Origin of the sequence: Pontibacillus salipaludis (assembly GCF_014642405.1) — a bacterium.
GTDB lineage: Bacteria > Bacillota > Bacilli > Bacillales > BH030062 > Pontibacillus > Pontibacillus salipaludis.
The window spans coordinates 130,689-156,629 of the sequence record NZ_BMIN01000006.1 but is presented as its reverse complement, the minus strand read 5'-3'; the positions used below and the strand labels follow the sequence as shown (position 1 = coordinate 156,629).

Genomic DNA, 25,941 nt, shown 5'->3' with positions numbered 1-25,941 from the left:
TTATTCACCTTGCTCTTCACTTCTAATTACTTCTACAATATATTTCGCATCATTTATGTTCATATTCGGATAAATAGGTAGCGTTAATATGTTGTTTGAAACATAGGTTGCATTGATTAAGTGATTAGAGTGATAGTTATAACAACTTAAGTTAGGAGTTAACGGATAAAAGTATCTTCTTACATTAATTCCGTTCTTCTCTAGTTTTCTTTTAAGTTGATCTCTGGTAAGTCCGAACTCAGAACTGTCTACTATTATTGGGAAATAAGCATAGTTTTGTTGATTTTGATGTGGCTGTATTAACCTTATGCCCTTTAAATCTTGTAAATGATCATTATAGTAATCAGCAATCTCTTTCCTGCATTTAATTTGCTTATCAAGATATTTTAGGTTCAGAATTCCCATCGCAGCATGAAATTCACTTAATTTTGCATTTCCCGCGACCATCTCTGCATCGCCATCATTAGATAACCCAAAATTTCTTAATTGCTCAAAACGTTTTTTTAATTTGTTATCTTTATATGTTAATACCCCTCCTTCAACAGAGTGGAACGCTTTGGTAGCATGTAAACTAAACATAGCTATATCACCGTATTTTGCAATACTCTGATTATTGGCACGGACACCAAATGCATGTGCTGCATCATAAATAACCTTTAATTCATATTTTTTCGCCAAATTATATATCGCGTTCACATCACAAGGGTTTCCAAATACATGAACAGGGATAATAGCTGAAGTGTTTTCTGTAATTAATTCCTCTATCTTTGTTATATCTATATTAAAAGAGGTCAATTCAATATCACAGAAAACTGGTTTAAGACCATTTGATGTTATGGCGTGTGTAGTGGATGGGAAAGTAAATGGAGTAGTAATTACCTCACCAGATAAACTAAGTGCTTTAATCGCTATATCTAAAGCTGAATGTCCATTTGAAAAAAGGGATACATTTTTAACCTCTAGGAAATCCGCTAAACTTGCTTCTAACTCATTTTCCAATGGTCCATTATTAGTTAGCCAATTGTTTTCCCAAATTATATTTAGTAACTCTTCATACTCTCTTTTAGGAGGGAGATATGGTTTAGTTACATTTATCTTTTTCTCAGGCATTTATAATCTCCTTTGTTAACAAGGACAAAAATTTTATTACGTTTTGACTTATATATTAAGTTAATTAGATTATTTCTATGTACTAGTATGTATAAAGAAAAGATGTTGCTATATAAACCCACTATACAGACACTTGTTAATTATAGTATTAATAAATATTATAAATTTTCTAGTATACTGTAATAGTTTTAATATTGTAAGTACCTAAAAAATATAATCTATATACTATTGAGGATTTTTTCATAAGCCTCCGGATAATCATCAGCTATCTCCATGAGTAACTTTAATGATTCTTTTTTGTTATTTTGGTTCCACAAAGTCGTAAACCTCCAAAACACGTACGAAAACACCCTATTACTTAACCAGATATCCAATTTAGTAACATCTATATTCTTGTATCTCATTGCCTTCGTTTTTAGGTTCTTAAATTCTTCTAAAGTTGTTTTATCATGATCTAATGGCATATTAAAAGAAAGGCTTTGAGAATGCACACGGTAAGTAGCAGCAACATCAGAAATGAAACCCACATCACCTTGTAGCATTAAATTTAGATGTATAAACGTGTCCTGACTTTTAGTTTTTTCGTTTCCAAATCCAGAGTCCCGTAATTTCTCAACATCAAAAACGGTAGTTAGTATCCCAGTAACGTGGGGGTATGAGGGGGATTCATACCCTAGGAAATAATCTTCACCTTTACTGACTTCTTTTATGTCAAAGTCAGTATCTCTCGTTTCTCCACTCTTCTCGTATAGGACTTTACAGTTAGCCCAAACAAAAGATAAGTTAGGATTAGAAGAGAAACGTTCGACAGCTAATGAAATGAAATCATCATTCAACAGATAGTCATCATGATTTAATATTAGCGCATATTTGGAGTCTACTTTATTATACAATAAATCTTTCGTATTCCCCCCTGCCCCTAAGTTAACTTCACTTTGGATGTACCTAATATTATGCATATCTTTATACTTGTTCATCATAATATCTGTTCCATCTGTTGAACAATCATCCGCCACCAATATTTCTATATTATTATAGTTTTGACTAAGACAGCTTAATATAGCCTGTTCTAAGTACTCTTTTTGATTATATGTTTGTATAACGATCGAAACTAACGGTTTTTTTGTAGTTGAATCAAACATAACATTCGTTTTCCTTCCTACTGTGTGATGATAATCTTTAAGAATTCTTTAATAACCAGTTGCTTCGGGGATAAACCTTTAACCCTTCCCTAGCAACTTTACCTTTATCTTCATTTGCTCCAATTAATTCTAACAATTCTACTGATTTTTTATATAATAGAAATTCGGATCTACCATTCTCTAAGAAAGAGAATAATAAGCGCAGAGCATTATCTACCTGATCTCCCTCAATAAGTCGCTCACAAATCCTTATGATAGAAATCTCATCCAACTTATCTTCATCTCGAACTAGTAAGTAGTAATCTAATGCTAGTTGTTTAAAGTCATTACGATATAAATAATGACCAATATGTAAAGTCAGAGCTGAATTCTCATCATCTCGTTTCTTTAATAATTGTTCAAACGTATCGAAGTATTTATATTTTATACATCTCTCTAGCAATTCAAGATAGTTGGGAATATATACATTTTTGACTATGTAACTCGATAGCATCTTATCTACAAAAAACCTTTGTTCACCAACTAACATACTAGTGATGTCTTCATATAGTGAGGGGATTTGATATAGAATAATAGAAATGTCATAAATATCGACAACTTGTTTTTTTATGAGTAATTGCAATTCTTCTATAGATAGTTGTAAAAGTGAGCCTTTTAACGCCTTAATATTTTGTGATAAAAGATTTTGTTTTATTTTAAGCCCTTTATTTATTTCTAAAGGGAATTCTATCCTTTTAAAAAAGTCGTAAGCAATTGAAGGAGCCGGTATCAAATATAGTAATCTAATAGTCTCCAATAATTGATTTTTGTCTCCATTAATGTTTAATTTTTCAATATACCCTTCAACCTCTTCCTCATTATGGTAAATAAGGAGGATTCTAATTAAGTCAACTAGCACATTTTTTTGATGCTTGTTATGTTGTAAGGACTCAGAAAAATATTTCACAGCCTTTTTGTCTTCACCTTCTATTACAGCTATGTTACCTAGAATATTTAAAGGATAAATATTCTTATAATTCAAGCTTACTAATACTTTATTATATTTACCCTCTTTTTCTAAAAGAGGCTTAAGAACGCTCTTCGAATCTTCATATCTATTCTGTTGGAAATAGATCAGCCCTTTTAAATATTGGAAGTCTATTGCATCCTCCCAGATAGCTTCAGCATCAATTATTACATCTAGAGCTTCAGAGAACCTTTTTAAAGAAATAAGAGTATGAATAAGTTGTACTACGTTAAATGGGACCCATGTATAAGAGAAATCTTTCTTCATAATAAAAGCTTTCCTATAGCAAGCTAACGCTTCTTCATGTTCACCAATCATGTTATATTCGTTTCCCAAGTTAAAATAATCAAAAGCATTAACATTTTGCTTTTTTAACTCTCTTTGTATTAACTCTTTATTTCTAACTCCTTTTTTTTTCTTTTTCACCACATCACTTATGTAACCTGAATGATAAATAACCAAGGAAGACTCTTTACCATTAATTACTTCTCCATTTAAGGTTAGCTGCTCATGGATAGGCCTATCAAATTTTATTGAATCGATGTTCCTATAAATTCTTCCATGCTGGTGCTGTATAAGTTCTTCTCCATTATTTCCAGCGAAATTCACAATATTAACCTTATATATGTAATTGTCAGCTGAGGCTTGATATAGCTCTTCTTTCAATTCTAATAGGTTTTGGCTATCCACATATTCATCAGCATCTATTACAAGAATCCACTGCCCCTTAGCTTTTGATGCAGCATAATTCCTGGCTTGAGAAAAGTTGTTGTTCCAAGTAAAGTTATGAACCTTTTCTGTATATAAATTAGCAATACTTTTTGTACTATCCGAAGAACCTGTGTCGACTATTACGATTTCATCCACAATTCCCTGGACAGTTTGGAGACACCTATTCAATGTAGATTCTTCATCTTTAACGATCATACAAAGTGATAATAATGATTCCGACATGTCAATGCACCTCATGTTTGTTGAATTAAAATAGTATCGCATTAAAGTCAATCCTAATGCGATACTATTTTTTAAATATACAATTTTATAAGACTTAACGTAATAGTTGCAGAACTCCTTGTGGCTGTTGATTTGCTTTAGCCAACATTGCTTGTGATGCTTGAGACAAGATAGAAGATTTGGTTTGGTTCATCATTTCTTTTGCCATATCAACGTCACGGATTCTTGACTCTGAGGCTGTTAAGTTCTCTGAAGATGTATCAAGATTATTAATAGTGTGCTCTAGGCGGTTTTGGTATGCTCCTAGAGATGAACGCTCTGATGAAACTGCTTCAATTGCTGTATCAATTTTATCAAGAGCAGCACTTGCATTTGCAGCCGTATCAACTGATATACTACCCGCATCTACTGTTAGTGCGGAAGCGCTCATAGTAGCAATACTAATATTTATAGTCTGCCCATCATTTGCTCCTATTTGTAGAGTTGCATCCATACTCCCATCTAGTAGGTTCTTCTTATTAAACTCTGTTTGATTAGAGATTCGTGTGATTTCATCCGCTAATTGATCTAACTCTGACTCAATGGCAGCACGATCCTTAGTTCCATTTGTATCGTTACCACCTTGTACTGCTAGTTCTCTCATACGCTGAAGAATAGAGTGTGTTTCATTTAATGCACCTTCAGCTGTTTGAATCATCGAAATTCCATCTTGAGAGTTACGGGACGCTTGATCTAATCCGCGAATTTGGCCTCTCATTTTTTCAGAAATACTTAAACCAGCAGCATCGTCACCTGCACGATTGATACGTAGACCAGAAGATAGCTTTTCCATTGAATTAGAAGAAGCATTGTTAGCATTTGAAAGCTGACGATAAGTATTCAACGCCGCAATATTGTGATTAATTCTCATTTTTAATTTCCTCCTTGAATGTAAAGTTTCACGTCCCTGTGAAACTAACTAAGTATTTTGGCTAAAGTCTAAAGTCGGCCGCCTTAATTCCTTAACCTTCTATATCTATTATCGGCAGGTGTCGACAAAGGTTTACTCTTTTTTGAAATTTTTCAGTAGATTTATAAGTTCATCTGACGCGGTACTCGCTTCCTGATTCTCTTCTTGAATCTTTATGTATATCTCCTTACGATACACATCTACAGAGCGAGGAGCTTCTATACCAATTTTCACTTGATCACCTTCTACGGCAACTACCTTAATTTCAATATCGTCCCCGATTTGTATCGATTCATCTTTCTTCCTATTAAGTATGAGCATCCGTGTCACCGCCTTCAGCTATAAGATGCCTTGTTTTGTATGGAGTGTTTGTTAAAATGAGCTGCTTCCCTTTTCGGTTACGTGTGTTCACAATAATAGGAGCCTGAAGGTTTGCTGTAGTATCCCTAAAAGGTTCTCGCAGTGTAAGAACAGTGAATACAGCTAGGTCAGACGGATTCTGGATATCAAGTGTTTCTAGAGTTTTGTCGTCTAAAGAAAACTCATACTCTTTAAAGAAGACATAAGGATTGGTAATCACTAATGAAACCTCTTCCGATATAATTGATTGTATAGACTGATAGATTCCCGCTTCATCTATAGGAATTACCACAAACTCTTGTTCTTGCTCAAACCCAGGTAACCCATTAGGAAAATGAATAACTTTATCACGATTAACTTCTACTTCTCCAAAATATTTCGTTTGAATATTCATAACTCACCACTTCTTATATATTCGTTTCAAATCGGTCTCCCTTAAATTTAAGAATGTCAAAATCAATTTTCACATCTGAATATTGTTCTATTTGAGGTGTCACTTGACCACGCTCATATTTAAATTCAGGGCCACGCTTTGTTGCTTTTAGTATTGGTTCCTTCCGTTGAACATCTATATTTGCTCCGCCAGTCTCAAACGAGACGTCAACCAAGTCATAAGCTGGAAGACCACCAGGCTGGATATTGAACTCCCATAGCCCATCAATCATCCTTTTGGCTTGAGATGCAATTGAGTTACCCCCGCTTTCAATTCTCATCAACTCATCACCTTCTTGCGCCATAGTTGCAATATGTTCTAACCCTTTTTGTTTAGCATGGTTTGCATATTCTTCGGCACGGACAAAGACACTTTTAAGTCCAATGTTTTGCCATGCCTTTGTTTGATCAATAGATAACTTAGGAGGCTCTCGCTTAATCGAAACACCTGCTTTTGGCTGCTCGATGTGTTGTTCTGTTTTAGGTTGATTGTAGGTATGCTTAGCATTTTGGATTGTTAACCCTAGCTTAGCAGGAGTGGATTGAATTCGTATTTGAGGAGTTTTCATATAGGTCACCTCTGAATAGAGTAAAAAAGCTATCTGATGATCAGATAGCTTATCTTAGAAAATCCATTAATGTAGGTTGAATAACACGAGCTCCTACACTTAATGCTGCACGATGAATGCTTTCCTGTGTCTTTAATTTCGTAATAACCTTTTCAAGTTCAGCATCTTCGTTATCTGATAGAATTCTGTTCGCCATTACTTCTTGGCTAGAAAGACGATCTTCAACAAGCTCGACTCGGTTCATACGAGCTCCAAGATCAGCTCGAGTATTAACAACATTATTTATGTTATCATCCATAGCTGTAATTGAATCACCAAGGTCTTTTCCAGAGTTTAGGTTGGAAACAAATTGATCAATATCAGAGAAAAGATCTTTACCGAAAACTTCGTTACCGTCTATATTAACATTTAGCTTAGTAGCTTTTGAGACCTCAATATTCACCGATTCAGTATTGAAGTTTTTGACCAAGCTACCATCAGTCTGATTAACTGATACCGGAGCTTCCGTAGTGTTCTTCCCGTTAAAAATGTATTTGTTATTCACCTTTGTATTAGCCAAGTCTTTTAAGTGATCCTTCAACTGTTTTACTTCTTCAGCTATGTTCTCTCGTTGCCCTGTTTCGTAAGTACCATTACTCGATTGTACTGCTAACTCACGCAACCGTTGCAGTGCCTTAGTCGTTTTATCAAGGGCAGCATCCGAGTTCTCCATCCAATTATGAACCTCTCCGATATTACGTTGAAACTGCTCAATCTCCGTCAATTGCGTACGGTAGTTCATGCCTTTCATGGCTACAACCGGATCATCTGAAGGGCGACTGATCTTCTTACCAGTAGAAAGCTGCTCCTGGTACTTCCCCATCTGCTCATAACTCTTACTCATATTGCTCAGCATGTTGTTCGTTAACATACTTTGCGTCACACGAATTGCCATTCATCACTCACCTACCTTCCGACTCGGCCCATGCCGTTAATGACTTTATCTAGCATTTCATCAATCGTTGTTAAGTTACGCGCAGCTGCATTATAAGCGTGCTGATACTTGATCATGTTAGACATCTCTTCATCTAAAGAAACGCCGCTTACTGACTGACGGCGCTCTTCCACTGATTGTTTCAACGTTTCAGAGTTTCCTTCTAAACGACGAGCTTCCTGAGATTGTACCGCCATCTCTCCTATTACACCTTCGTAATAGCTCGTAAAGTCAGAGGCACTGCCTGTATTGTCATAGTCGAGATTCGTTGATCCTACAGCAGCAAGATTTAGAGCATTATCTCCGTCACCTTTAGCTTCTGTACTGGCTGCAGCAATGTTACTTACGCTGTTCATAATTTTTTGGGAAACTTCCATATTACTCGCAAAGCCATCCCGAGCAATTCCTTCTTTAAAGAATGCAATATCAGGTGAGCCTGAATTATCAATTTCGTGAAGGCTTTCCCCGCTTTTATGTACTTTGTTAAATTCTTCAGCAAATGTATAAGCCATGTTATCTAGTTCTGTTAACATACCAGGATACAAGCCTGCTTCATTCCCATTCCCATTCTCATCCTCATATCCGTGAGCCTCTACCAAACTTTGAAACTTCCCGGTTGAAGTGAATTTATCTGCATCTATAGTAGTTCCACCAAGAGAGATCGTGTCTACAGAATCTTTCACACCATCTTCCGTTAAGCTCAACGCATTAACCGAACCCGAACTTGGGTCTACTAAAGACGTACCGCTAAATAAATCTTTCCCATCATTTCCTACAATATGGATTTTGTACTTGCCTTCAGCTATTTTAAGAGAAGACTCTCCACTGCTTACAGACGTGACTTTAATATCAGCTAATGTTGAAAGCTCGTCCACTAAACGGTCTCGTTCATCGTATAGATCATTAGGAAGATATCCATGAGGCTCAATTTCACCAATCTGATTGTTAATATTATTAATCTGCGTTGCAATGGAGTTAATCTCTTTAGTCGTTACATTAATCTGATTTTTAAAATCACTCTGTATCCCTTTTAAGGAGCTAGATAAGTAGTTAAATGTCTCAGCCACCGCTACCCCGCGCTGACGCACGACAGAACGTGCACCCGAATCTTCCGGATTCACCGCAAGATCCTGAAGCGACTGCCAAAATTGATCCATCGTCTTCGAAAGCCCGTTCTTAGAAGGCTCATTCATAATCTCTTCCATCTTCTGAAGCGCTTCTGCCTTCGTCGACCAATACCCAGCTTTAGTATTCTCCCCACGGAATTGTGCGTCTAGAAAACTTTCCCGAACACGCTCGATCGTACCTGCTTCAACACCAGATCCAACCTGACCTGGAATTTCAGGACGGTTCCGTGATGCTGGTGGGTACGGAGCTGTTTGTTCGAAATTAACACGCTGCCTGGAGTATCCTGGCGTGTTCGCGTTTGAGATGTTGTGACCTGTTGTATATAAAGCCGACTGCTGCGCGTACATGGCGCGCTTGGCGACCTCTATTCCATTAAAAGTCGAACCCATTGCCTTTCTCCTCTCCTCTTATGCTTTCGAATCAAACATCGAACGGTTTGATCCGCTTTTCGCTTGTTGTCCCTTTGGATTACCGTAGTTCATATCCTTTGCTTGAGGCTGAATCATATTAAGTGTGAGGTCTACAAACTGAAGCGACTGCTTAGTCAGTTCAGTATTAAGCTGTTCTTGTTCTTTTAACTGAGCAAGAACCGTTACGAATGACTCAAATTGATTCTCTAACTCATCTTTCTCGTTTCCATCCGGTAACACTGCCAATACAGTAGAGACAGTTTCTTCTTCAGCTTGTGGAGAGTGGATCCGAAACCACTCCTTCACTAATTGAGCACGCTTATTCTCAATCCCATTAATGCCTTGTATATGTTTTCGCTCTTCTACAAGCAATCCTTGAAGAGTGTCGATATCGTCTGATTTCAGCGCTTCTGTTTTCTTTTTTGAGAGATTTAATAAACTCTCATGTAAAGCGTAATGCTTTTTCATCACTTCCAAAATAGGTTGTACGGACACGTATCATACCCCTCCTTTAGCGATGCTTCCAAAAGTTGATCATCTTCTCAGCCGTTTGTTTCGCATCAACCTGATATTCCCCTGAATCTACTTTTTGCTTCAAAGCTTCTATATGCTTTTGGCGAGCCTCCTGCGCTTTCTGGTGTTCCTGCATTTGCTTCGCTTCGTTTGAAATCTCTATTTTATCCTTTTTAGCGGTCGTCTCCGTTGCTTGTAGTTGATTTTGAATGTTCTTTTTGTAAGGGTTAAAGTTTGAATGATTTGGTCCATTAATTTTCATTCCGCTCACCTCTTTTTTTTTTCGATCCGTGTAAAGAGTCTACCCTTTATATCGGTATAAAAACGGATTTGTTAAGTGAGTCTTATTTCTCAAAATTGTAATATGTCGTTGCTTTTTTATCTTCTCTCTTAAGACTTTCAACCTTTTCTTCCTGCTCGAGGTCACTTCGAATATCCTCTGAGCATTCACCACATATTTTACCATCTGAGATCAACGTTTGACACCGCTCACACGGATATGCCAAATTCGGAAACATTGATGTCCGTAATCGCTGCTCTTTCACAAACTTCATAATAAGGTCCTTCTCCACCCCAGTTGCATTTGAAACTTGATCAAGCGTGGCCGACCGGTTCTTTTGCTTCCGTACATACTTATACACCAGATCAAACTGTGCCCCTTCTTCTTTATAGCAATCCTGGCAAATATCCTTCACATTTTTTACAAATAACGCGTTACAGCGCGTGCAATTTGATAACTCTCCCATAACCGTAGTCCTCCCTTTTTCTCTCTGTCTAGTTTTTATATCGACAATTTCTTGAGATTCGAAAGGGGTTTTTTAGTTAACTACGGATTAACGTGAAAGAAACTACACTTGGTGCTCCCGCTTCTTTTAGAAGCTTTGCCGCATGCTGAAGCGTTCGTCCAGTTGTATAGATATCGTCTATAAGTACTACTGGTTGAGTAATGGAGGTTGTGATCGTGAAAGGATTTTCTGTCGTCATCCTATCAAAACGAGATTTCTTTGATTGCTTTTCAGAGTGAACGCGGTGCAAAGGATTTGCTGTTTCCAGAGGTAACAATCTAGCTAGAGATTCTGACTGATTAAAGCCCCTTTCCGTAAACCGTTCTTCAGATAGAGGAATCGGAACAAGTACCGCACCCTTAGAGATCTTCAAAGCCTTGAACCACTTCCTGAAATCCTCTTTAAATATATCGACTAGAATATAATCACCACGATATTTCCATTTAGCGATCATTTCTTTCAAAAATGTGTTATATCGATAAAGGGACGTATTCTTCTCAAGAGGCGCTTCGCCCCAGCGCGTGCAGTCATGACAGACCTCTCCTCCATCCGTCTCACGCGAACACTTCGGACAATAAGGCCCCTTAAGGAGGTGCATCTCTTTCTTACAACCCTCGCATAGCACCTCATCCCTCGGAAGTTGAAAAAGATTGTTCCAGTTCAGATCCTTAATGATTTCCTGGTCACACCACAAGCAGTGCATCTATTTCAGTCCCTTCTCAGCCAGCTTATTCATCTTCCGTATCGAATCACGAGCATTCACCATCGCATCAGATGCCCCATCATGAAAGAAAACCACATCTCCATCCGGATCTTCCGGACTCCTCCCAGCTCGCCCTGCAATTTGAACAAGTGCCGCTTCATCAAAAACGTCATGACTAGCATCAAGCACAGCCACATCAATAGACGGAAACGTAACACCCCGCTCAAGGATCGTCGTGGTAATAAGAAAATCCACTTCTTTTTGTCGAAAGCGCCCGATTTTGTCCTCCCGATCCGGATCCTCACTGTGAGCAGATATACTACCAGGTAACTCACCTTTCAATTTCTCTGCTTTTTCAATCGTCGGAGCAAAAAGAAGCACACGACGCCCAGTTCTCTTCTTCTCATCAAGCCAAACTTTCAACGCCTTCGGAACGACTCGTTTCTTAAGATCAAAGCTGGCAAGAAAGACTGGAACAGGCAAAGGATGACCATGAAATCGTTGAGGAACAAAAACGGTGGGAAGTAGTTTAAGGTGAGAACGAATTTTGAGGTCTAAACGAGGCGTAGCAGTGAGATAAATGAGGGTAGAATCAGTTTTCAAAGCCCTTGCGGTGGAGTAAGGTAACATAGGATCAGCGTGGTACGGAAAAGCATCCACTTCATCAATGATCATCACATCAAAAGCTCGAGCATAATAGAGCAGTTGGTGAGTCGTAGCTAAGAGGAACTGAGCCCCCTCATCCACCTCCTCACTCCCCCCATACCGAGCAACTATCGTAACATCAGGAAACGCACTCTCAAACCGAGGCTTCAACTCCCTCACCACATCAGCCCTCGGAGTAGCAAGACACACCCGCTTCCCATCAGCAAACGCCTTCTCAAGCCCAGCAAACAACATCTCCGTCTTCCCCGCCCCACAAACCGCCCAAACAAGGAGACGAGATCGCCCATCAACAGCCTCCATAATCCGATCAGAAGCAACACCCTGATACCGCGAAAGCTCCCCCTCCCAAGCACAAGCCTCACTTATTCGAGGAAAAAAAGCCCCAGTACCCGTCCAAATATAAAGCGACGAACAAAAAGCCACCCGCCCCATCTGCACACACTTCCGACAATACACACAAGACGCACCACACCCACAAGGCCACGAAGCAAAAAAACGCTGAACCCTATTTCCACAACGGTTACACGCATAATCGAAATGTTTCTTTGTAATAGCAGGAATTTTTATTAAGTACTTATTTTCAAGAAGAGTACGATAATCATCAGGAAGCTGATGCTCAAGCAGAAGTTTACCAGAGAGGGATAAAGCATGAGGGGATGTTTCATGATGGGGATTACTGAAGTTCGGTGGAAAAATAGTAGAGAATTGTCTCTCATACCGTCCATCCCACCAATTGATCAAACGTTTGATCAAGAGAATTCCTCCTTATAAATGAATAGAATGTGGTTACAAAATGGATTTAAGTAGAAGATAAAACGTTCTTACAGAGGTTTTAGTGGAATTAGCTCTAACAAGAGGGAGCAAATGGTAATTGTATTTAACTTAGTTTTATGAAGGATATAATCTAAATGGGGTTTTGATAATAAAAGAGGAGCCGTTAACCCATTTAAAGCCAGGGGTGGCTTGGGAACGAGGAGACTCCTGCGGGAGAAAGAGGTCGACGAGACCCCGCAGGGCATGTTGTTTGCCCGAGGAGGCTCGACAGCTCGCCCGCGGAAAGCGAGTCGTTCCCCAGCCACCCCAAACACTCAACAAAAGTAACGGCTAGATCTATTTCTCAAACCACCCAATACCAAGCGCACCCTCACCCAGATGCGTCCCAATAACAGGCCCAAAATAACTAAGCACAAACTCAACATGCGGATACTTCTTCTGAAGCTCATCCAAAATCTCCTGAGCATCCTCTTCCCGGTTCGCATGAATAATCGTAGCCTTCATCGGCTCACCCTTGTCAGCAACCTCTTCAAACAAGCCCTTCACACGCTTCACTGCCTTCTTACGCGTACGAATCTTCTCAAAGGGAACAATAACCTTATCCACAAAATGAAGAACAGGCTTCACCTGAAGCAAACTACCCACAATCGCTTGAGCACCATTCAGACGCCCACCGCGATGCAGGTGTGATAAATCATCTACCATAAAGTAAGCGCGTATAGAAGATTTCATCTCGTTCATTCGCGTTAGAATTTGTTCTGGTGTCGCACCATTATCAGCCATTTCGGCAGCTTCTAATACGTAAAAGCCCTGAACCATACAGCTTATTTCAGAATCGAATACGTGAAGATCAATAGAATCAACCATATCATCCGCACTCGCAATCGCCTGGTACGTTCCACTGATGCCACTTGAAAGCGTGATTGCCACAACCGCATCATACTCCGTAGATAACTCTTCTAATTTATTCGTCACAACACCAATAGAAGGCTGAGACGTTTTCGGTAACTCCTGAGCACCACGTACCATCTCGTAGAAATCACCAGTAGATAGATCAACTTCCTCCCGGTACGTTTCACCACCAATCGTCACACTCAGGGGAACCATATGGATGTTCCAGCGGTCACGAAGTTCCTGAGGGATGTAAGCCGTACTATCGGTTAAGATCGCTGTTTTCATCTTATCGTACTCCCTTTTTATTCAAATAATATCAATTATGTATACCCTATGAAGGTTGTCTTGTCGTTATGAAAAAACGGTATAACTACCCTCATTCTACCTTAACTCAACACCCATTGCACCCTCTAAATTAAAGACTCTCGCTCCCTTTACCACAGCACAGAACCACAGCGTGCCAGACACCCTGCAATACACTAAAGCTTTAAATCGATGTAATCAATCCCTTTCCACTAAATAGCGTGAGAGCTGCCCGTAAGATCATCCCAACGCAATAAAGATGGGAACGGAACTTGATTGGTATCCTCCCCATCCCAATGTTTCCGTTAACCCAACTACCGCTAAGGCGGGCTGGGAAACTGCGAGACTCCCGTGGGCAGAAGAGCCTATCCAGTCCCGGCGTGGAGGACCTAGCGAGATAAGGAAGCTTTTTTACAAAGGCTAATCGCCTTTTCCAAAAAGCTTCCTTATCCGTACGTTCCTAAGCACCACGCCTGCACTTTAAAACTAGGGGAGACCCCGGAAAGCGCGTAGCGATTGAGGAGGCTCCCCAGCTCCCCACAGGAAAGCGAGTAGTTTCCCAGCCCGCCTTCCTCCGAATAAAATTAAAATAAACGGAAACAAAAAAGGCTCCAGAACCAATCAGGTTCCAGAGCCCTCCATGCACTTCTAATATTTAAAGTACCTCAACCCAACCATTCTTAATAGCTGTCACAACAGCCTGAGTACGGTCGTTTACGTTCATCTTCTGCAAGATATTACTTACGTGGTTTTTAACCGTTTTTTCGCTAATATATAGGGACTCGGCTACGCCACGGTTACTCTTACCATCTGCTAGCAATTGAAGAACTTCACACTCACGGCGTGTTAACAGATGAAGAGGCTTGCGATATTCGATCGTACGGCTTTGTTGACCGCCGCTCGTGCTGCCACGTCCGCCTTCTTCTGATAAACGACGGTATTCTTTGACTAGGTTGTGCGTTACTCGTGGGTGTAGGTAAGAACCACCTTCACTGACCACTTTAATCGCTTCAATTAGGGCATCAGAATCCATCTCTTTTAGAAGATAACCTTGAGCACCTGTCTTTAAAGCATGCGTTACATAGTTCTCATCATCGTGAATCGATAGAATGATGACTTTCATATCTGGGTATTTTGCAATTAATTCAGCCGTTGCTTGTACACCATTCATTTGCGGCATATTAATGTCCATTAGTACAACGTCTGGACGATGCTCTGCTACTAGACTTCCCGCAGATTCACCATCGTCTCCTTCAGCAACTACATTAAAAGATGGTTCAAATTCTAAAATTCGCTTTACACCTTCACGAAATAATTTATGGTCGTCAATTAATACTATATTCGTATTCATGGCTCGAGCCTCCCGTGTCCATTATCCATTTATTTTACTATTCTATTAAACTATGATCCTTAAACATTACCTGTCGCGTCGCACAATCGTCTCGGATGGGAATACTAATCACTTATTCGTAACCATTACTTTTTTTCTATTATAATACAAAAGATTGGTAGAATATAGTTTTCTATTTAGTTTAAGGGAACTTGAATCATAATGATTGTTCCGGATCCTAGCTTGGAATCAATTGATATCTCTCCGTCTAGCATCTCTACCCTTTCTTTCATGCCCACAAGCCCAAATGACTTCTCTTTCTTTTGGCTTGTGTCGAATCCTCGCCCATCATCTTTAACAATAATATTGACAAGAGAACGCTTCAGTTCGAATTTCACTTCGATTTTAGAAGCCTCTGCGTGCTTCACAGCGTTCTGGACTGCTTCTTGTACGAGTCGAAATAGTGCTACTTCATATTTAGGATCTAGACGTTTGTCTTCTCCATAAGCTGTGAATGGAATGTCCATATTATTGTATTCTTCAATTGTGGCTAAGTATTTTTTTAGCGTTGGCACTAACCCTAAATCATCTAAGGCCATCGGTCTCAAATCATAAATGATGCGACGCACTTCATAGAGCGCAGACCGAACCATGCCACGCACTTCCTTAATTTCTTTAAGAGCCTCATTAACGCCTCTTTGCCTGAAAGTACGATCGATTAAGTCAGAACGAAGCATAACGTTTGCGAGCATCTGAGCAGGTCCGTCGTGGATTTCCCTCGACAAACGACGACGCTCTTCTTCTTGAGCTTCAATAATTTGAAGACCAAACGCTTGCTTTTCTTTCGCATCCTCCAATGCCTCTGACACTTGTCTAAAGTCGTCATTTAAGTAGTTAAGAACAACTGATATCTTCCCACCTAATGCATCGGCACGTTCGACCGTATCTTCAAGTTTTCTTAAGCGACGTTCTAATTCATCTCTTCGTTCTCTTAGTTGTTTTTCCTGCTCACGCTTAACGGAAAGTTGCATTTGGAGTTGATGCGTCTGTTCATACACTTCGCGAATTTCCTGTTCTGAGTAACGGTCGAAGTGCTTACTAACTTCTGACAATCGCATCCTTGAGAAACGCACTTGTCGCTCAAGCGAATCTCCCGCATCTATAATTTCAACAACTTGCTTTTTCGTATCATTTAGTTCACGATCAAGCTGTTCGAACTCATTTCGGGACTGCTCGCCGATTTGAAATATTTCATCTTTACTATTCGTCACAGTATCGATCATCTCTTGGATGATGGAATCAAGTGCTTTTTCACCAATTTTACTCTCCGGCATAAAACGTCTCCTCCATCTATGTTCACATACTCATTCGTTTGGCCCATGTCTATTTTTGGGGGTAATTCTTAAAAAAGTTGAAATTCATCTATATTTTGGTAAGAACGGTCAAAATAATTTGTCGTTCGACATCTACATCTTTATAATGAAGTTTTAGGAGGTTAAATGCAAGATGCTAAACAATTATCTTACAGTAAATGGTGAAGGATTTGAAGAAATTGTTATTCAGAAATCTCGTTTTATTGGGTATGTAAAGCGTGTCGAAACGGAAGAAGAAGCTAAAGCATTTGTACAAGAAATTAAGAAAAAGCATAGTAATGCCACTCATAACTGCTCCGCTTATATGGTAGGAGAACACGATCAGATACAAAAAGCTCACGATGACGGCGAACCAAGCGGCACTGCGGGTGTACCTATTTTAGATGTTTTAAAGAAGAAAGAATTAAAAGACACTGCCGTAGTCGTTACCCGTTACTTCGGGGGAATTAAACTAGGTGCAGGAGGACTCATTCGCGCTTACTCAGGCGCGACATCTCAAGCTCTTGAAACGACTGGTATTGTAAGACGCCAGTTAATGCGCACAATGAAAGTAACTGTAGACTATACACTTCTTGGCAAGGTTGAAAATGAGCTGCGCAATAGCCAATATGCTCTGAAGGGGATTAATTACCTTGAACACGTGGAATTAGAAGTATATGTAGTCGAAGGCGAAGAAGATGCGTTTACATCTTGGATGGTTGACTTAACAAGTGGCCAGGCTAAGATTACTCAAGAGGAAGTTTCCTATATGGAGACGGATGTCACGACTGAAAAAGGAGACTAAAGTCATGAAGCGTAAAAGAACATCCAAGAAAAAGGTTTTTCTTTGGTCCTTTATTGTTCTTTTGTTACTAGGAGTTGGAGTAGCTTCCGGATACGGAGCTTACTTAACCGACAAAGCCAAAAACGCTACCAATAGTGCTCAGTTAGAACTGAAGCGTGGCGATATGTCCGCTAAGCGCGATGAAATGGTTGATCCATACCAGGATAACATCTCAATATTATTGTTGGGCGTCGATGATAGCGAAAAGCGAGACTTTGATAGCAACGCCCGCTCAGACGCTATGGTCCTTGCCACATTAAATGAGGAAGAGAAATCTATTAAACTCGTAAGCATCCCTAGAGACTCATACGCATATATCCCTCAAATGGACAAGATGGATAAAATCACGCACGCACACGCTTTTGGTGGAGTTGATTACGCGGTATCAACCGTTGAGGATATGTTCAATGTACCTGTAGATTACTATGTCCGTCTAAACTTTAATGCTTTTGTTGAGACTGTAGACGCGCTGGGCGGAATTGAATATGATGTACCCTTTGCATTCTCAGAGAAGAATAGCGAGGATATTCAAGGAGCAATTAAACTTGATGAAGGAACGCAAGAAATAAACGGTGAAGAAGCACTGGCCCTTGCACGCTCCCGACAATATGACAGTGACCAGGCTCGCGGCAAGCGTCAAATGAGGATTTTAAAATCGATTGTAGATGAAGCCGCAGACGTAAAGTCCATCACAAAATATGGTTCTTTAATCGATTCAATTGGCGCGAACATGAAAACAAATATGAGCTTTGATGAAATGAGCGCTTTACATGAATATGTACTAAACAGGAATATTTCATTCGAAACCATGCAGTTAGATGGTGAGGGGACGTTTATTGACGATCTGTATTACTTCAAGGTATATGATGACAGCCTAGCTTCGATTAAAAACGAACTACAGACACACTTGGATCTAGATCAAACTCCAGACACAATTGATGAGAAGAAAGAAGAGGACAACTCTTATGCACGGAATTCTCCTTCCGATTCAGAAGAGAATAATGAGAATTATTAATGAATATATTTTCACAGAGAAAAGGTAGCGAGGAGACCACTCCCGCTACCTCTTTAAATATCGACACAAATATGCAAAACCGCGAATGTTAAATCTACTTCATACATTACAAAGACAACATACGCGAATATTTCTCATCGTTAGACAGATTATTTCCCGGGAAAACTCAAAATCCCGCCCTATTTCAATAACTTTCATCTAATAAATAACCAAAGGTTGCATTAAGTCCTGCTCCAGCCAAGCAGCTCCTACCATATACAGTTGATCGATTGATCGATTGGTGTATGGTATTTCAAATAACCAGGAACAGGACGAATTGCATAGTTTTGATGAAGGTGATGGCCACCGCTCCCGCCGTCCCTTCCAACTAAATTGTGGTTGTCCGCTTCTAAGTCATTTGATGGAATAACGTGCTTACCGGAAATCACTTCACGTACATTTAACGTGTAATAAGTTGCGTAGGCCTGCCATTCCCGATAACTGCTTTCCCGTTCGCAACAAGGATTTCATCCACGTCCGCCTCTGTTCGCTCCTCCTCTTTCTTCAATCCCCCCCAATCAAACTCTCGATGAGCTTTCCGCTCCCACCTTTAGAGAAGCCCATACGATTGTGCTGATTCATGAACGATTCTAAGATAGGAAATACCACTCCGTTTGATACACCTGGAGCAAAATCAAGGGAAATCCCCATGGGACAATTAGAGATTTCACTTCCTTCTCAGTGAACCAACTATCTAAAAACTTACCCGGGGTACTTCAGCAACTGACTCCAAAGTTCAAGCAGACCACTTACTTTAAAATGGCGGTACATTTTAAAGATCTGCTTTCTTGCGTCAAAATAAGGAAGCTCCATTTGCACATGGGAAATGAAATGGGGGGGCAGTTTGACGCACTCAAGAATCGGCATCTCCCTAAGAAATGGCTGACACTAATCCGTTATGGCCACTACCGGTAACAATTGCATCTTCGTTCTCCATATCATCCTGATCACTCACTGTCCTAAGATGATTTTTAACAGTACCACTTGTCAAAGAAGACAAACGCTCTTTAGCACATTCCGCCCGCCAATCCCATAACAAAAAAAGCATCACCTTTACATGAAGCAAAGGTGATGCTTTTAACCATTATCGTTTAGTACGATAATCACGAATTAAGTTTAAGATTGGACGGTAATTTTGACTAATCAATCCAGTCAACTCTACTACCAGCTCAATTAAGATGAGCAAGGTGAATAGAACAAATAATGATCCAAACATCGTCGCCTGCGAGAAAATAACTGCCGCTAAACTAAAGAGCGCAGCCATTGCATAAATCATCAGTACCGTTTCTGGATGACTGTACCCTAATCGCAGTAAGCAATGGTGCAAGTGAGATTTATCCGGTGAGGATAGCGGTTTGCGCTGTACAAACCTTCTCACTATAGCGAAAATCGTATCGGAAATTGGAACGCCTAGAATAATAACTGGGATAATGAACGAGAATAAGGTAATGTTCTTAAACCCGAGTAAGGAGAGGACACTGATAATAAAACCTAAGAATAAGGCACCAGTATCGCCCATAAAGATCTTTGCTGGATAAAAGTTGTATATCAGGAAACCTAATGTGCTTCCAAGTGTAATTAGTCCGATCATTGATACAAAGAAGTCCCCCATGACAATCGCCATACCTGATATGGTTAACAAGGCTATAGAGGAAACACCAGCTGCAAGTCCATCAAGTCCATCAATTAAATTGATGGCATTGGTAATCCCTACAATCCAAACAATTGTAATCGGTATACTCATCCAGCCGAACTGGAGCGTATCTCCAAATGGCAAGTTGATGTATTCAACTTTTACATTACCGACCTGAACTACAATAATTGCAGCTGCAAGTTGCCCCGCAATTTTCCACTTAGGGGAAAGTTCTTTCATATCATCGAGTACACCAGTCACAATTATTATAGTGCTCCCTATAACAAGTGGCCAAGTATAACCTGAATCCGGGAAAAAGATAAGAACACCAGCAACGAAGCTTAAGAATATAGCTAATCCACCTAATCGCGGCATCAATTTTTGGTGTACTTTTCGTTCATTAGGTTTATCCGTCGCTCCAATTTTAACAGCTAACTTCTTCACCAATGGTGTGATGAGGATTGAAGCAATAAAGCATAATATTAAGGCCTTATATTCCATTTAAAGACCCTCCTCGGTTCTAGTATGTCCATTTTTATAAAACCACACAGCAATACTTACTTTCCAAATTAATGAATATCATTCACATTTCCGTTTAAAACTACCTTTAGGATTATAACACATCTGCGTTATAGCTAGAATATCGAATGTATATATTTCTTTCCTTATTTTCTTGAAAATCAAACGACGTTTCTCTTCAAAATGAGATAAAAATGCAAAATTATGAGGAAATTTGTTCTTATAAGGTAGACGTATACAACCCTTCATAGTTTCATTAATTTTTCATTTATGTATAAAATTCATGATCCAAGACACTTTTATGACTGTTTAAGTACAATATTTTTCACTACGTAGAAATATAATACTCTCTTTCTAGCGTTATATCTTTAACCAGAACTTACAACAGACTATTCCTTTCCATAATGTGACTGGCTCAACGCCGTATAGATCTAGCATATCAAGAAACTATTTTAATTTAAATTTCATAAAATTCTACCGATATTAACTAGAATTAATACTACCATGAGTGGTTAAAGAAATTCTATGCTTTCTGAAAAAAAAGGGAAAAATGTAGAATTTCCCCCGGCATCCAACTCGTATTCACCGTTTCATTTTGAGACGTTTCTGAATCGTATACTTTTAGTGTGAATTTCCTCAAAATACCTTATTATATAAGAGCCCTCCTCAGAGTAGAATCCAAATTTGTTTATTTCCAAAAAAACTTTACATTAAACCTAAATTTAAGCATAAAAAGAAAATTATTTGTGTGCACTTTATTTTTTTATAATAAAATCAATCTTAACTATTACTATTCACCAAAAATGCACTGGATTTTATAAATATTTTAGTTTATTTAAGAAAAAACTAGGTTAATGGTAGGGAAGGGACTATACCGAATGTATTTCGTTTAGAACAGCCTATACATTGATTGACACACATCGGAATGATTCGAGTATAATATTAAGCACGCTATTTTATTAGGAGGCTTTTATTAGAAAATGGGACAACCACAGAGGAAGAAATTAGATAAGACCCTGAAGCCCCACTGGGTTTGGGCAATTGCATTTGGTTCCGCCGTTGGGTGGGGTGCTTTTGTACTACCGACAGATTGGCTTGCGGGCAATGGACCATTACCAGTAGTCATTGGTTTCTTGTTGGGAGCTATACTAATGACAGTAATCGGTGTAAGCTACGGATTTCTCATTAAACAATTCCCTGTATCAGGGGGAGAATTTGCTTATGCTTATATTGGTTTTGGCAGAACCCATGCTTTCGTTGCAGGGTGGTTCTTAACGCTTGGTTACATATGTACAGTTGCATTAAATTCCTCGGCTCTTGCCTTACTAGGTAAGTTCTTATTCCCGAGTGTTGTAAAGATCGTTCCCCTATATACGATTGCAGGTTGGGACGTTTATCTCGGTGAGATCATCATTTCTACTGTTACATTAATTGTTTTTGCTTTCTTAAATATCCGAGGCGCCAGCTTTTCTGGTCGTTCTCAATTTATTTTCACAATGGTCTTACTATCTGGAGTCATTTTACTTGCGATCGGAGCGATTGTAAGCGATCAAGCGACTGCATCTAATATGCAGCCACTTATTGATCCAAGTAAACCAGCTATCGCATCGATCTTGGCCATTGTAGCTATAACTCCTTGGGCCTATCTTGGATTTGATAATATTCCGCAGGCTGCAGAGGAATTCGATTTTCCTCCTAACAAGGCATTTAAATTAATCGTCTACGCATTGCTTGCTGCTGGCCTTGCTTATTCTGTTATGGTGCTTACCGTTTCTAGTTTAGCTCCATGGCAAGAGCTAGCCGGATCTGCTTCTGCATGGGCAACTGGTGATGCTATTGATAGTATATTCGGTCGCCTTGGCATATTTATTATCGCGACTGCATTAATCATGGGTATTTTCACAGGCTTAAACGGATTCTATCTATCTTCAAGCCGCTTAATGTTTGCGATGGGACGTGCTCGTGTTTTACCACAAATGTTCCACCGTCTACACCCGAAATACAATACACCATACGTTGGAATTATCTTCACATCGCTCTTGTGCTTAATTGCTCCTTGGTTTGGACGTGAAGTGCTGCTATGGATCGTTGATATGTCATCCATTGGTGTAACCATTGCATACTTCTATTGCTGTGCTACAGCATTCCGTATGTCGAACTCAAAAGTTCAGAAAACCTTTGCTACTTTAGGGATTATCAGTGCGGCCACATTCTTCTTCTTACTTACAATGTGGTTCTTAGATTCTTCTCTATCTGCACCATCCTACATCGCATTAGCTGTATGGGCAGGACTAGGACTTCTCTTCTATCTCTTTAAACAGAAAGAATACAATGCTATACCACGCAAAGAATTGAACTATTTAATTACAGAGAAAGAAGAAATTCCACAGAATAAGTAAAACCCACGAGCCAACCGCCCAGCGGTTGGCTCTTTTTATCCCTTTACAGAGTTAAAGGGTGCCAGACACCCTTCAACTCTTTAGAGAATCACAGCGTGCCAGACACCCTGCAGTGCTTTAGAAGACTGCAGGGTGTCTGGCACGCTTTCTTTCACTGCAGTGTTGCTTTAGTCCTTAGTTTTGTTAAGGCGGGTTTACATTTAAGTCTTTAGGATGATTTTGTATTTTATGTTGTGATCACTATTCTTACAGTGCAATCGGTTCCATTGCTGTCAGTACAAGCTAGTAGTCCTTTATGCCCCTATGTTTCAGAACGATTACAGATGTTGCAACACTTGTAAAACCCCTATATATTAGTAAGGCAATCGATTGCACAGAACGAATCTACACAAAAAATTCTACTATTAAGAGGTGACAGATCACATGTACAAACCATCTAAGCGCCTGACCCGCTTATTCGCTACAACGGCAATTGCTGCAACGGTATTCACTGCAGCGGCACCTAATGTTCTAGCCGTGACACAACCACATCCCGACCAAGAACTGAATCAAGAAAATGTTAAGAAGCAAATGGAAGTTCAATCCGTTGAGCAACTAGAAGACGGTGTGAAATTAACCCTAACGGACCAGAAAGAAGCCTACATACGTTTATTCGCCGAAGATATGGCGAAGGTTTCAATCCTTGAGCAAGGAGAAGAAGAGTACTTCTCTGAAGGAATTGCGAAGAAAGAATGGGACGCTCCCTCTTTTGACGTAGAAGAGGATGAAAATGTTGTAACCCTTTCTACTGATGAAATTACAGTTAAGATTAAAAAGCAGCCGTTTGGCGTAAAGTTCCTTGATAAAGAAGGCAACGTTATTAACGAAGATTACATGCAAAACGGTGCTGGGTACGATGAAGACAAGCCATACGTTTACAAGAAGACAAATAAAGACGAAGCATTCTACGGTTTCGGTGAACAAGCTGGCCTTAACGTGAACCAACGCGGTGAGAGCATTGGTATGTTCAACACAGATGCTTACGCGTATCAGACAGACACGAAGTATCTTTACACGTCCATCCCATTCTTCATGGGTCTGAAAAATGATAAAGCGTACGGAATCTTTTTCGATAACACCAACCGTTCTTATTTTGAAATGGCTTCAGAAAGTGACGATTACTACTACTTCTACGCAGATGACGGGAAGTTAACGTACTACTTCATGTACGGACCTGAAATTCAAGATGTGTTAGATCGTTACACAGAACTTACAGGAAAAATGGAGAAACCAGCTAAGTGGACACTTGGGCTTCACCAAAGTAAATGGGGTTACACAGCTGAAGAGATCGAAAGCGTAGCTAAAACATACCGTGAGAAAGAAATTCCATTAGATACAATGCACTTTGACATCGACTACATGGATGAGTACCGCGTCTATACATGGGCTGACGATTACGCGAGTGAAGAACTTCATAACAATCTAGATAGTATGAACTTCCACAAAATTGCGATCAATGATCCAGCCGTTAAAAAAGATCCAGGTTACTTCATGTACGACGAAGGAACAGCGAACGATTATTGGGCGAAAAATCCAGACGGGACCAATTTCGTAGGTGAAGTTTGGCCTGGAGATTCTGTGTTCCCTGACTTCTCTAAAGAAGAAGTTCGTAACTGGTGGGCAGATCACTCTGAAATCCTTTACGATCAAGGAATCGACGGAATATGGAACGACATGAACGAACCGGCTGTATTTGATGGTCCATATCACACAGCTCCACTAGATGTAACATTCGGTGAAGGTGAGACCAAGCGTACACACGCAGAGTATCACAACCTTTATGGTCATGACGAAGCAGAAGCAACGTACGAAGGCGCGCTGCAGCACAATCCTGAAGAGCGTCCGTTCGTTTTAACTCGTGATATGTATGCAGGTACTCAGCGTTATGCAGCTCTTTGGACAGGAGACAACGTAAGTCAGTGGGATCACCTGCAAATGTCGATTCCAATGAACGCAAACGTTGGGCTTTCTGGTCAGCCATTCGTTGGTAATGATATTGGTGGTTTCGCAGATCGTCCAGACGCTGAAATGTACGCTCGTTGGATCGAAGTCGGCGCGTTCCTTCCATTCTCTCGCGTCCACTACGATAGTGATTCGAAAGCAGCGGTAAAACAAGGACAAGAGCCTTGGGCTTTCGGTCAAGAAGTAGAAGACATCAGTAAGAAGTACATCGAAATGCGCTATAAGCTAATGCCTTACCTATACAACACATTCGTAGAAGCAGCTGAAACAGGCTCCCCTGTTCAACAGCCGCTTGTGTACCAGTTCCAAGAAGATGAGAACACGTACGACATTAGCGATCAGTTCATGTTCGGTGAGGAAATGATGCTTGCTCCTGTCGTGAAAGAAGGACAGACAGAGCGCGATGTTTACCTTCCTAAAGGTGAAACATGGGTAGATTATTGGACTGGAGATGAGTATCAAGGCGGCCAAACGATTCATACAGCAGCTGAACTTGATCACCTGCCAATTTACGTGAAGAAGGACGCTATGATCCCTACTCGCGAAGTACAACAGTACACGGATGAGTTGCCTCTTGAAAACCTTGTACTTGATACGTACCTAGCAGAAGAAGCGAGCTACTCCTTCTATGAAGATGATGGTGCTACGATCGATTACAAAGACGGCGAGTACAACATCACGAACTTAAATGTGGTCCGTAAAGGGAAGCACATTGAGTTCACCCAAGAGAAAGAAGCAACGGGTTACGATAGTGAACTAGACTCTTACACACTTAAGTTAAACAATGAAAAAGCACCGAAGAAAATCAAAGCAGCTCGAGCGAAATACGCTGAAGTTTCTTCTGTAGAAGAAGTAAAAGCACAGCAAGAAACGTACTTCTATGATGAGGAAACAAGCACACTTTATGTAAATGTGCCTGCTGATACGCGTCACAAAGTTAAAATCTTTAGTGGCAAATAAGAAGGACAACACCCTTATCTTTCTTTAACATTTTTAACAGATAATAAGTACCGGCACCCCCTTACCCTTAGAACGATTTGCGAATTGTATAGGGATTGCCTGTACCACTCACATCTGAAAAATGGTAAAGTGTTATAGGGAGCATATCATGCTAATGTAAAAGCCATCTTAAGACTAA

Annotated in this window: 24 protein-coding genes; 4 read left to right on the top strand and 20 right to left on the bottom strand. The window is 39.9% G+C overall.

Annotated elements, in window-relative coordinates; translation table 11 throughout:
- From IEW76_RS08900 to IEW76_RS08820, 17 genes are all read right to left on the bottom strand, one after another.
- Window positions 1-1,110, bottom strand: coding sequence for a DegT/DnrJ/EryC1/StrS family aminotransferase (locus IEW76_RS08900; protein WP_188652963.1), 1,110 nt, complete (start codon window positions 1,108-1,110; stop codon window positions 1-3).
- Window positions 1,111-1,328: 218 nt separating this feature from the next.
- Window positions 1,329-2,252 carry a glycosyltransferase family 2 protein gene (locus IEW76_RS08895; protein ID WP_052114981.1) on the bottom strand — a complete coding sequence of 308 codons (924 nt, stop codon included), beginning with the start codon at window positions 2,250-2,252 and terminating at the stop codon, window positions 1,329-1,331.
- A gap of 37 nt (window positions 2,253-2,289) precedes the next feature.
- The gene (locus IEW76_RS08890; protein ID WP_188652961.1) at window positions 2,290-4,212 is read right to left on the bottom strand and encodes a glycosyltransferase; all 1,923 of its coding nucleotides are present in this window, start codon (window positions 4,210-4,212) and stop codon (window positions 2,290-2,292) included.
- Window positions 4,213-4,306: 94 nt separating this feature from the next.
- Complete coding sequence (gene hag, locus IEW76_RS08885; RefSeq protein WP_188652958.1) at window positions 4,307-5,122, bottom strand: flagellin Hag; 816 nt, start codon at window positions 5,120-5,122, stop codon at window positions 4,307-4,309.
- A gap of 132 nt (window positions 5,123-5,254) precedes the next feature.
- Window positions 5,255-5,482, bottom strand: a complete 228-nt coding sequence (gene csrA / locus IEW76_RS08880; protein WP_188652956.1) for a carbon storage regulator CsrA — start codon at window positions 5,480-5,482, stop codon at window positions 5,255-5,257.
- Window positions 5,469-5,915 (bottom strand): flagellar assembly protein FliW, encoded by a 447-nt coding sequence (gene fliW / locus IEW76_RS08875; protein WP_188652954.1) that lies wholly within the window; start codon window positions 5,913-5,915, stop codon window positions 5,469-5,471. The genes csrA and fliW overlap by 14 nt, the downstream gene beginning before the upstream one ends.
- 13 nt (window positions 5,916-5,928) lie before the next feature.
- The gene (locus tag IEW76_RS08870; protein WP_188652952.1) at window positions 5,929-6,522 is read right to left on the bottom strand and encodes a DUF6470 family protein; all 594 of its coding nucleotides are present in this window, start codon (window positions 6,520-6,522) and stop codon (window positions 5,929-5,931) included.
- Between the two features lie 49 nt (window positions 6,523-6,571).
- Window positions 6,572-7,450: a flagellar hook-associated protein FlgL gene (gene flgL / locus IEW76_RS08865; protein ID WP_188653042.1), complete on the bottom strand. Its 879-nt coding sequence runs from the start codon at window positions 7,448-7,450 to the stop codon at window positions 6,572-6,574.
- A 17-nt stretch (window positions 7,451-7,467) separates the two neighbouring features.
- Entirely contained in the window at window positions 7,468-9,012 is a 1,545-nt protein-coding gene (gene flgK / locus IEW76_RS08860) for a flagellar hook-associated protein FlgK (RefSeq protein WP_188652950.1), read from the bottom strand.
- Window positions 9,013-9,030: 18 nt separating this feature from the next.
- Complete coding sequence (locus tag IEW76_RS08855; RefSeq protein WP_188652948.1) at window positions 9,031-9,528, bottom strand: flagellar protein FlgN; 498 nt, start codon at window positions 9,526-9,528, stop codon at window positions 9,031-9,033.
- Between the two features lie 16 nt (window positions 9,529-9,544).
- Complete coding sequence (flgM, locus tag IEW76_RS08850; RefSeq protein ID WP_188652946.1) at window positions 9,545-9,808, bottom strand: flagellar biosynthesis anti-sigma factor FlgM; 264 nt, start codon at window positions 9,806-9,808, stop codon at window positions 9,545-9,547.
- Window positions 9,809-9,890: 82 nt separating this feature from the next.
- Entirely contained in the window at window positions 9,891-10,292 is a 402-nt protein-coding gene (locus IEW76_RS08845; protein ID WP_188652944.1) for a TIGR03826 family flagellar region protein, read from the bottom strand.
- A 76-nt stretch (window positions 10,293-10,368) separates the two neighbouring features.
- Window positions 10,369-11,034 carry a ComFC family protein gene (locus IEW76_RS08840; RefSeq protein ID WP_188652942.1) on the bottom strand — a complete coding sequence of 222 codons (666 nt, stop codon included), beginning with the start codon at window positions 11,032-11,034 and terminating at the stop codon, window positions 10,369-10,371.
- Window positions 11,035-12,453 carry an ATP-dependent helicase ComFA gene (locus IEW76_RS08835; RefSeq protein WP_229721176.1) on the bottom strand — a complete coding sequence of 473 codons (1,419 nt, stop codon included), beginning with the start codon at window positions 12,451-12,453 and terminating at the stop codon, window positions 11,035-11,037.
- 357 nt (window positions 12,454-12,810) lie between these two features.
- Entirely contained in the window at window positions 12,811-13,653 is an 843-nt protein-coding gene (fakB, locus tag IEW76_RS08830) for a DegV family protein (protein WP_188652940.1), read from the bottom strand.
- A 673-nt stretch (window positions 13,654-14,326) separates the two neighbouring features.
- Window positions 14,327-15,022 (bottom strand): response regulator, encoded by a 696-nt coding sequence (locus IEW76_RS08825; protein ID WP_188652938.1) that lies wholly within the window; start codon window positions 15,020-15,022, stop codon window positions 14,327-14,329.
- Between the two features lie 176 nt (window positions 15,023-15,198).
- A complete protein-coding gene (locus tag IEW76_RS08820) occupies window positions 15,199-16,335 on the bottom strand; it encodes a sensor histidine kinase (protein ID WP_188652936.1) in 1,137 nt (378 codons plus the stop codon).
- Between the two features lie 172 nt (window positions 16,336-16,507).
- On the opposite strand from IEW76_RS08820, the gene IEW76_RS08815 reads away from it, so the two are divergent.
- Window positions 16,508-17,158 (top strand): YigZ family protein, encoded by a 651-nt coding sequence (locus tag IEW76_RS08815; protein ID WP_188652934.1) that lies wholly within the window; start codon window positions 16,508-16,510, stop codon window positions 17,156-17,158.
- 4 nt (window positions 17,159-17,162) lie between these two features.
- Entirely contained in the window at window positions 17,163-18,212 is a 1,050-nt protein-coding gene (locus IEW76_RS08810; RefSeq protein ID WP_188652932.1) for an LCP family glycopolymer transferase, read from the top strand.
- 248 nt (window positions 18,213-18,460) lie between these two features.
- Here the strand turns inward: IEW76_RS08810 and IEW76_RS08805 are convergent, their stop codons facing one another.
- The 3 genes from IEW76_RS08805 to IEW76_RS08795 form a co-directional block, all read right to left on the bottom strand.
- Window positions 18,461-18,640 carry a hypothetical protein gene (locus tag IEW76_RS08805; protein ID WP_188652930.1) on the bottom strand — a complete coding sequence of 60 codons (180 nt, stop codon included), beginning with the start codon at window positions 18,638-18,640 and terminating at the stop codon, window positions 18,461-18,463.
- Between the two features lie 482 nt (window positions 18,641-19,122).
- Window positions 19,123-19,290 (bottom strand): hypothetical protein, encoded by a 168-nt coding sequence (locus tag IEW76_RS08800; RefSeq protein ID WP_188652928.1) that lies wholly within the window; start codon window positions 19,288-19,290, stop codon window positions 19,123-19,125.
- Between the two features lie 45 nt (window positions 19,291-19,335).
- Window positions 19,336-20,385 (bottom strand): glycosyltransferase family 4 protein, encoded by a 1,050-nt coding sequence (locus IEW76_RS08795; RefSeq protein ID WP_188652926.1) that lies wholly within the window; start codon window positions 20,383-20,385, stop codon window positions 19,336-19,338.
- 998 nt (window positions 20,386-21,383) lie between these two features.
- Here IEW76_RS08795 and IEW76_RS08790 point away from each other — a divergent pair.
- Together IEW76_RS08790 and IEW76_RS08785 are read left to right on the top strand one after the other, a co-directional pair.
- A complete protein-coding gene (locus IEW76_RS08790; RefSeq protein WP_188652924.1) occupies window positions 21,384-22,802 on the top strand; it encodes an APC family permease in 1,419 nt (472 codons plus the stop codon).
- Window positions 22,803-23,225: 423 nt separating this feature from the next.
- Entirely contained in the window at window positions 23,226-25,763 is a 2,538-nt protein-coding gene (locus tag IEW76_RS08785) for a glycoside hydrolase family 31 protein (RefSeq protein WP_188652922.1), read from the top strand.
- The last annotated feature ends 178 nt before the right edge of the window (window positions 25,764-25,941 follow it).

What these genes read in the sequence shown, in the direction of transcription:
- IEW76_RS08900 (WP_188652963.1), bottom strand. Translation starts at nt 1,110, where the DNA reads ATGCCTGAGAAAAAGATAAATGTAACTAAACCATATCTCCCTCCTAAA.
- IEW76_RS08895 (WP_052114981.1), bottom strand. Translation starts at nt 2,252, where the DNA reads ATGTTTGATTCAACTACAAAAAAACCGTTAGTTTCGATCGTTATACAA.
- IEW76_RS08890 (WP_188652961.1), bottom strand. Translation starts at nt 4,212, where the DNA reads ATGTCGGAATCATTATTATCACTTTGTATGATCGTTAAAGATGAAGAA.
- hag (WP_188652958.1), bottom strand. Translation starts at nt 5,122, where the DNA reads ATGAGAATTAATCACAATATTGCGGCGTTGAATACTTATCGTCAGCTT.
- csrA (WP_188652956.1), bottom strand. Translation starts at nt 5,482, where the DNA reads ATGCTCATACTTAATAGGAAGAAAGATGAATCGATACAAATCGGGGAC.
- fliW (WP_188652954.1), bottom strand. Translation starts at nt 5,915, where the DNA reads ATGAATATTCAAACGAAATATTTTGGAGAAGTAGAAGTTAATCGTGAT.
- IEW76_RS08870 (WP_188652952.1), bottom strand. Translation starts at nt 6,522, where the DNA reads ATGAAAACTCCTCAAATACGAATTCAATCCACTCCTGCTAAGCTAGGG.
- flgK (WP_188652950.1), bottom strand. Translation starts at nt 9,012, where the DNA reads ATGGGTTCGACTTTTAATGGAATAGAGGTCGCCAAGCGCGCCATGTAC.
- flgM (WP_188652946.1), bottom strand. Translation starts at nt 9,808, where the DNA reads ATGAAAATTAATGGACCAAATCATTCAAACTTTAACCCTTACAAAAAG.
- IEW76_RS08845 (WP_188652944.1), bottom strand. Translation starts at nt 10,292, where the DNA reads ATGGGAGAGTTATCAAATTGCACGCGCTGTAACGCGTTATTTGTAAAA.
- IEW76_RS08840 (WP_188652942.1), bottom strand. Translation starts at nt 11,034, where the DNA reads ATGCACTGCTTGTGGTGTGACCAGGAAATCATTAAGGATCTGAACTGG.
- fakB (WP_188652940.1), bottom strand. Translation starts at nt 13,653, where the DNA reads ATGAAAACAGCGATCTTAACCGATAGTACGGCTTACATCCCTCAGGAA.
- IEW76_RS08825 (WP_188652938.1), bottom strand. Translation starts at nt 15,022, where the DNA reads ATGAATACGAATATAGTATTAATTGACGACCATAAATTATTTCGTGAA.
- IEW76_RS08820 (WP_188652936.1), bottom strand. Translation starts at nt 16,335, where the DNA reads ATGCCGGAGAGTAAAATTGGTGAAAAAGCACTTGATTCCATCATCCAA.
- IEW76_RS08815 (WP_188652934.1), top strand. Translation starts at nt 16,508, where the DNA reads ATGCTAAACAATTATCTTACAGTAAATGGTGAAGGATTTGAAGAAATT.
- IEW76_RS08810 (WP_188652932.1), top strand. Translation starts at nt 17,163, where the DNA reads ATGAAGCGTAAAAGAACATCCAAGAAAAAGGTTTTTCTTTGGTCCTTT.
- IEW76_RS08795 (WP_188652926.1), bottom strand. Translation starts at nt 20,385, where the DNA reads ATGGAATATAAGGCCTTAATATTATGCTTTATTGCTTCAATCCTCATC.
- IEW76_RS08790 (WP_188652924.1), top strand. Translation starts at nt 21,384, where the DNA reads ATGGGACAACCACAGAGGAAGAAATTAGATAAGACCCTGAAGCCCCAC.
- IEW76_RS08785 (WP_188652922.1), top strand. Translation starts at nt 23,226, where the DNA reads ATGTACAAACCATCTAAGCGCCTGACCCGCTTATTCGCTACAACGGCA.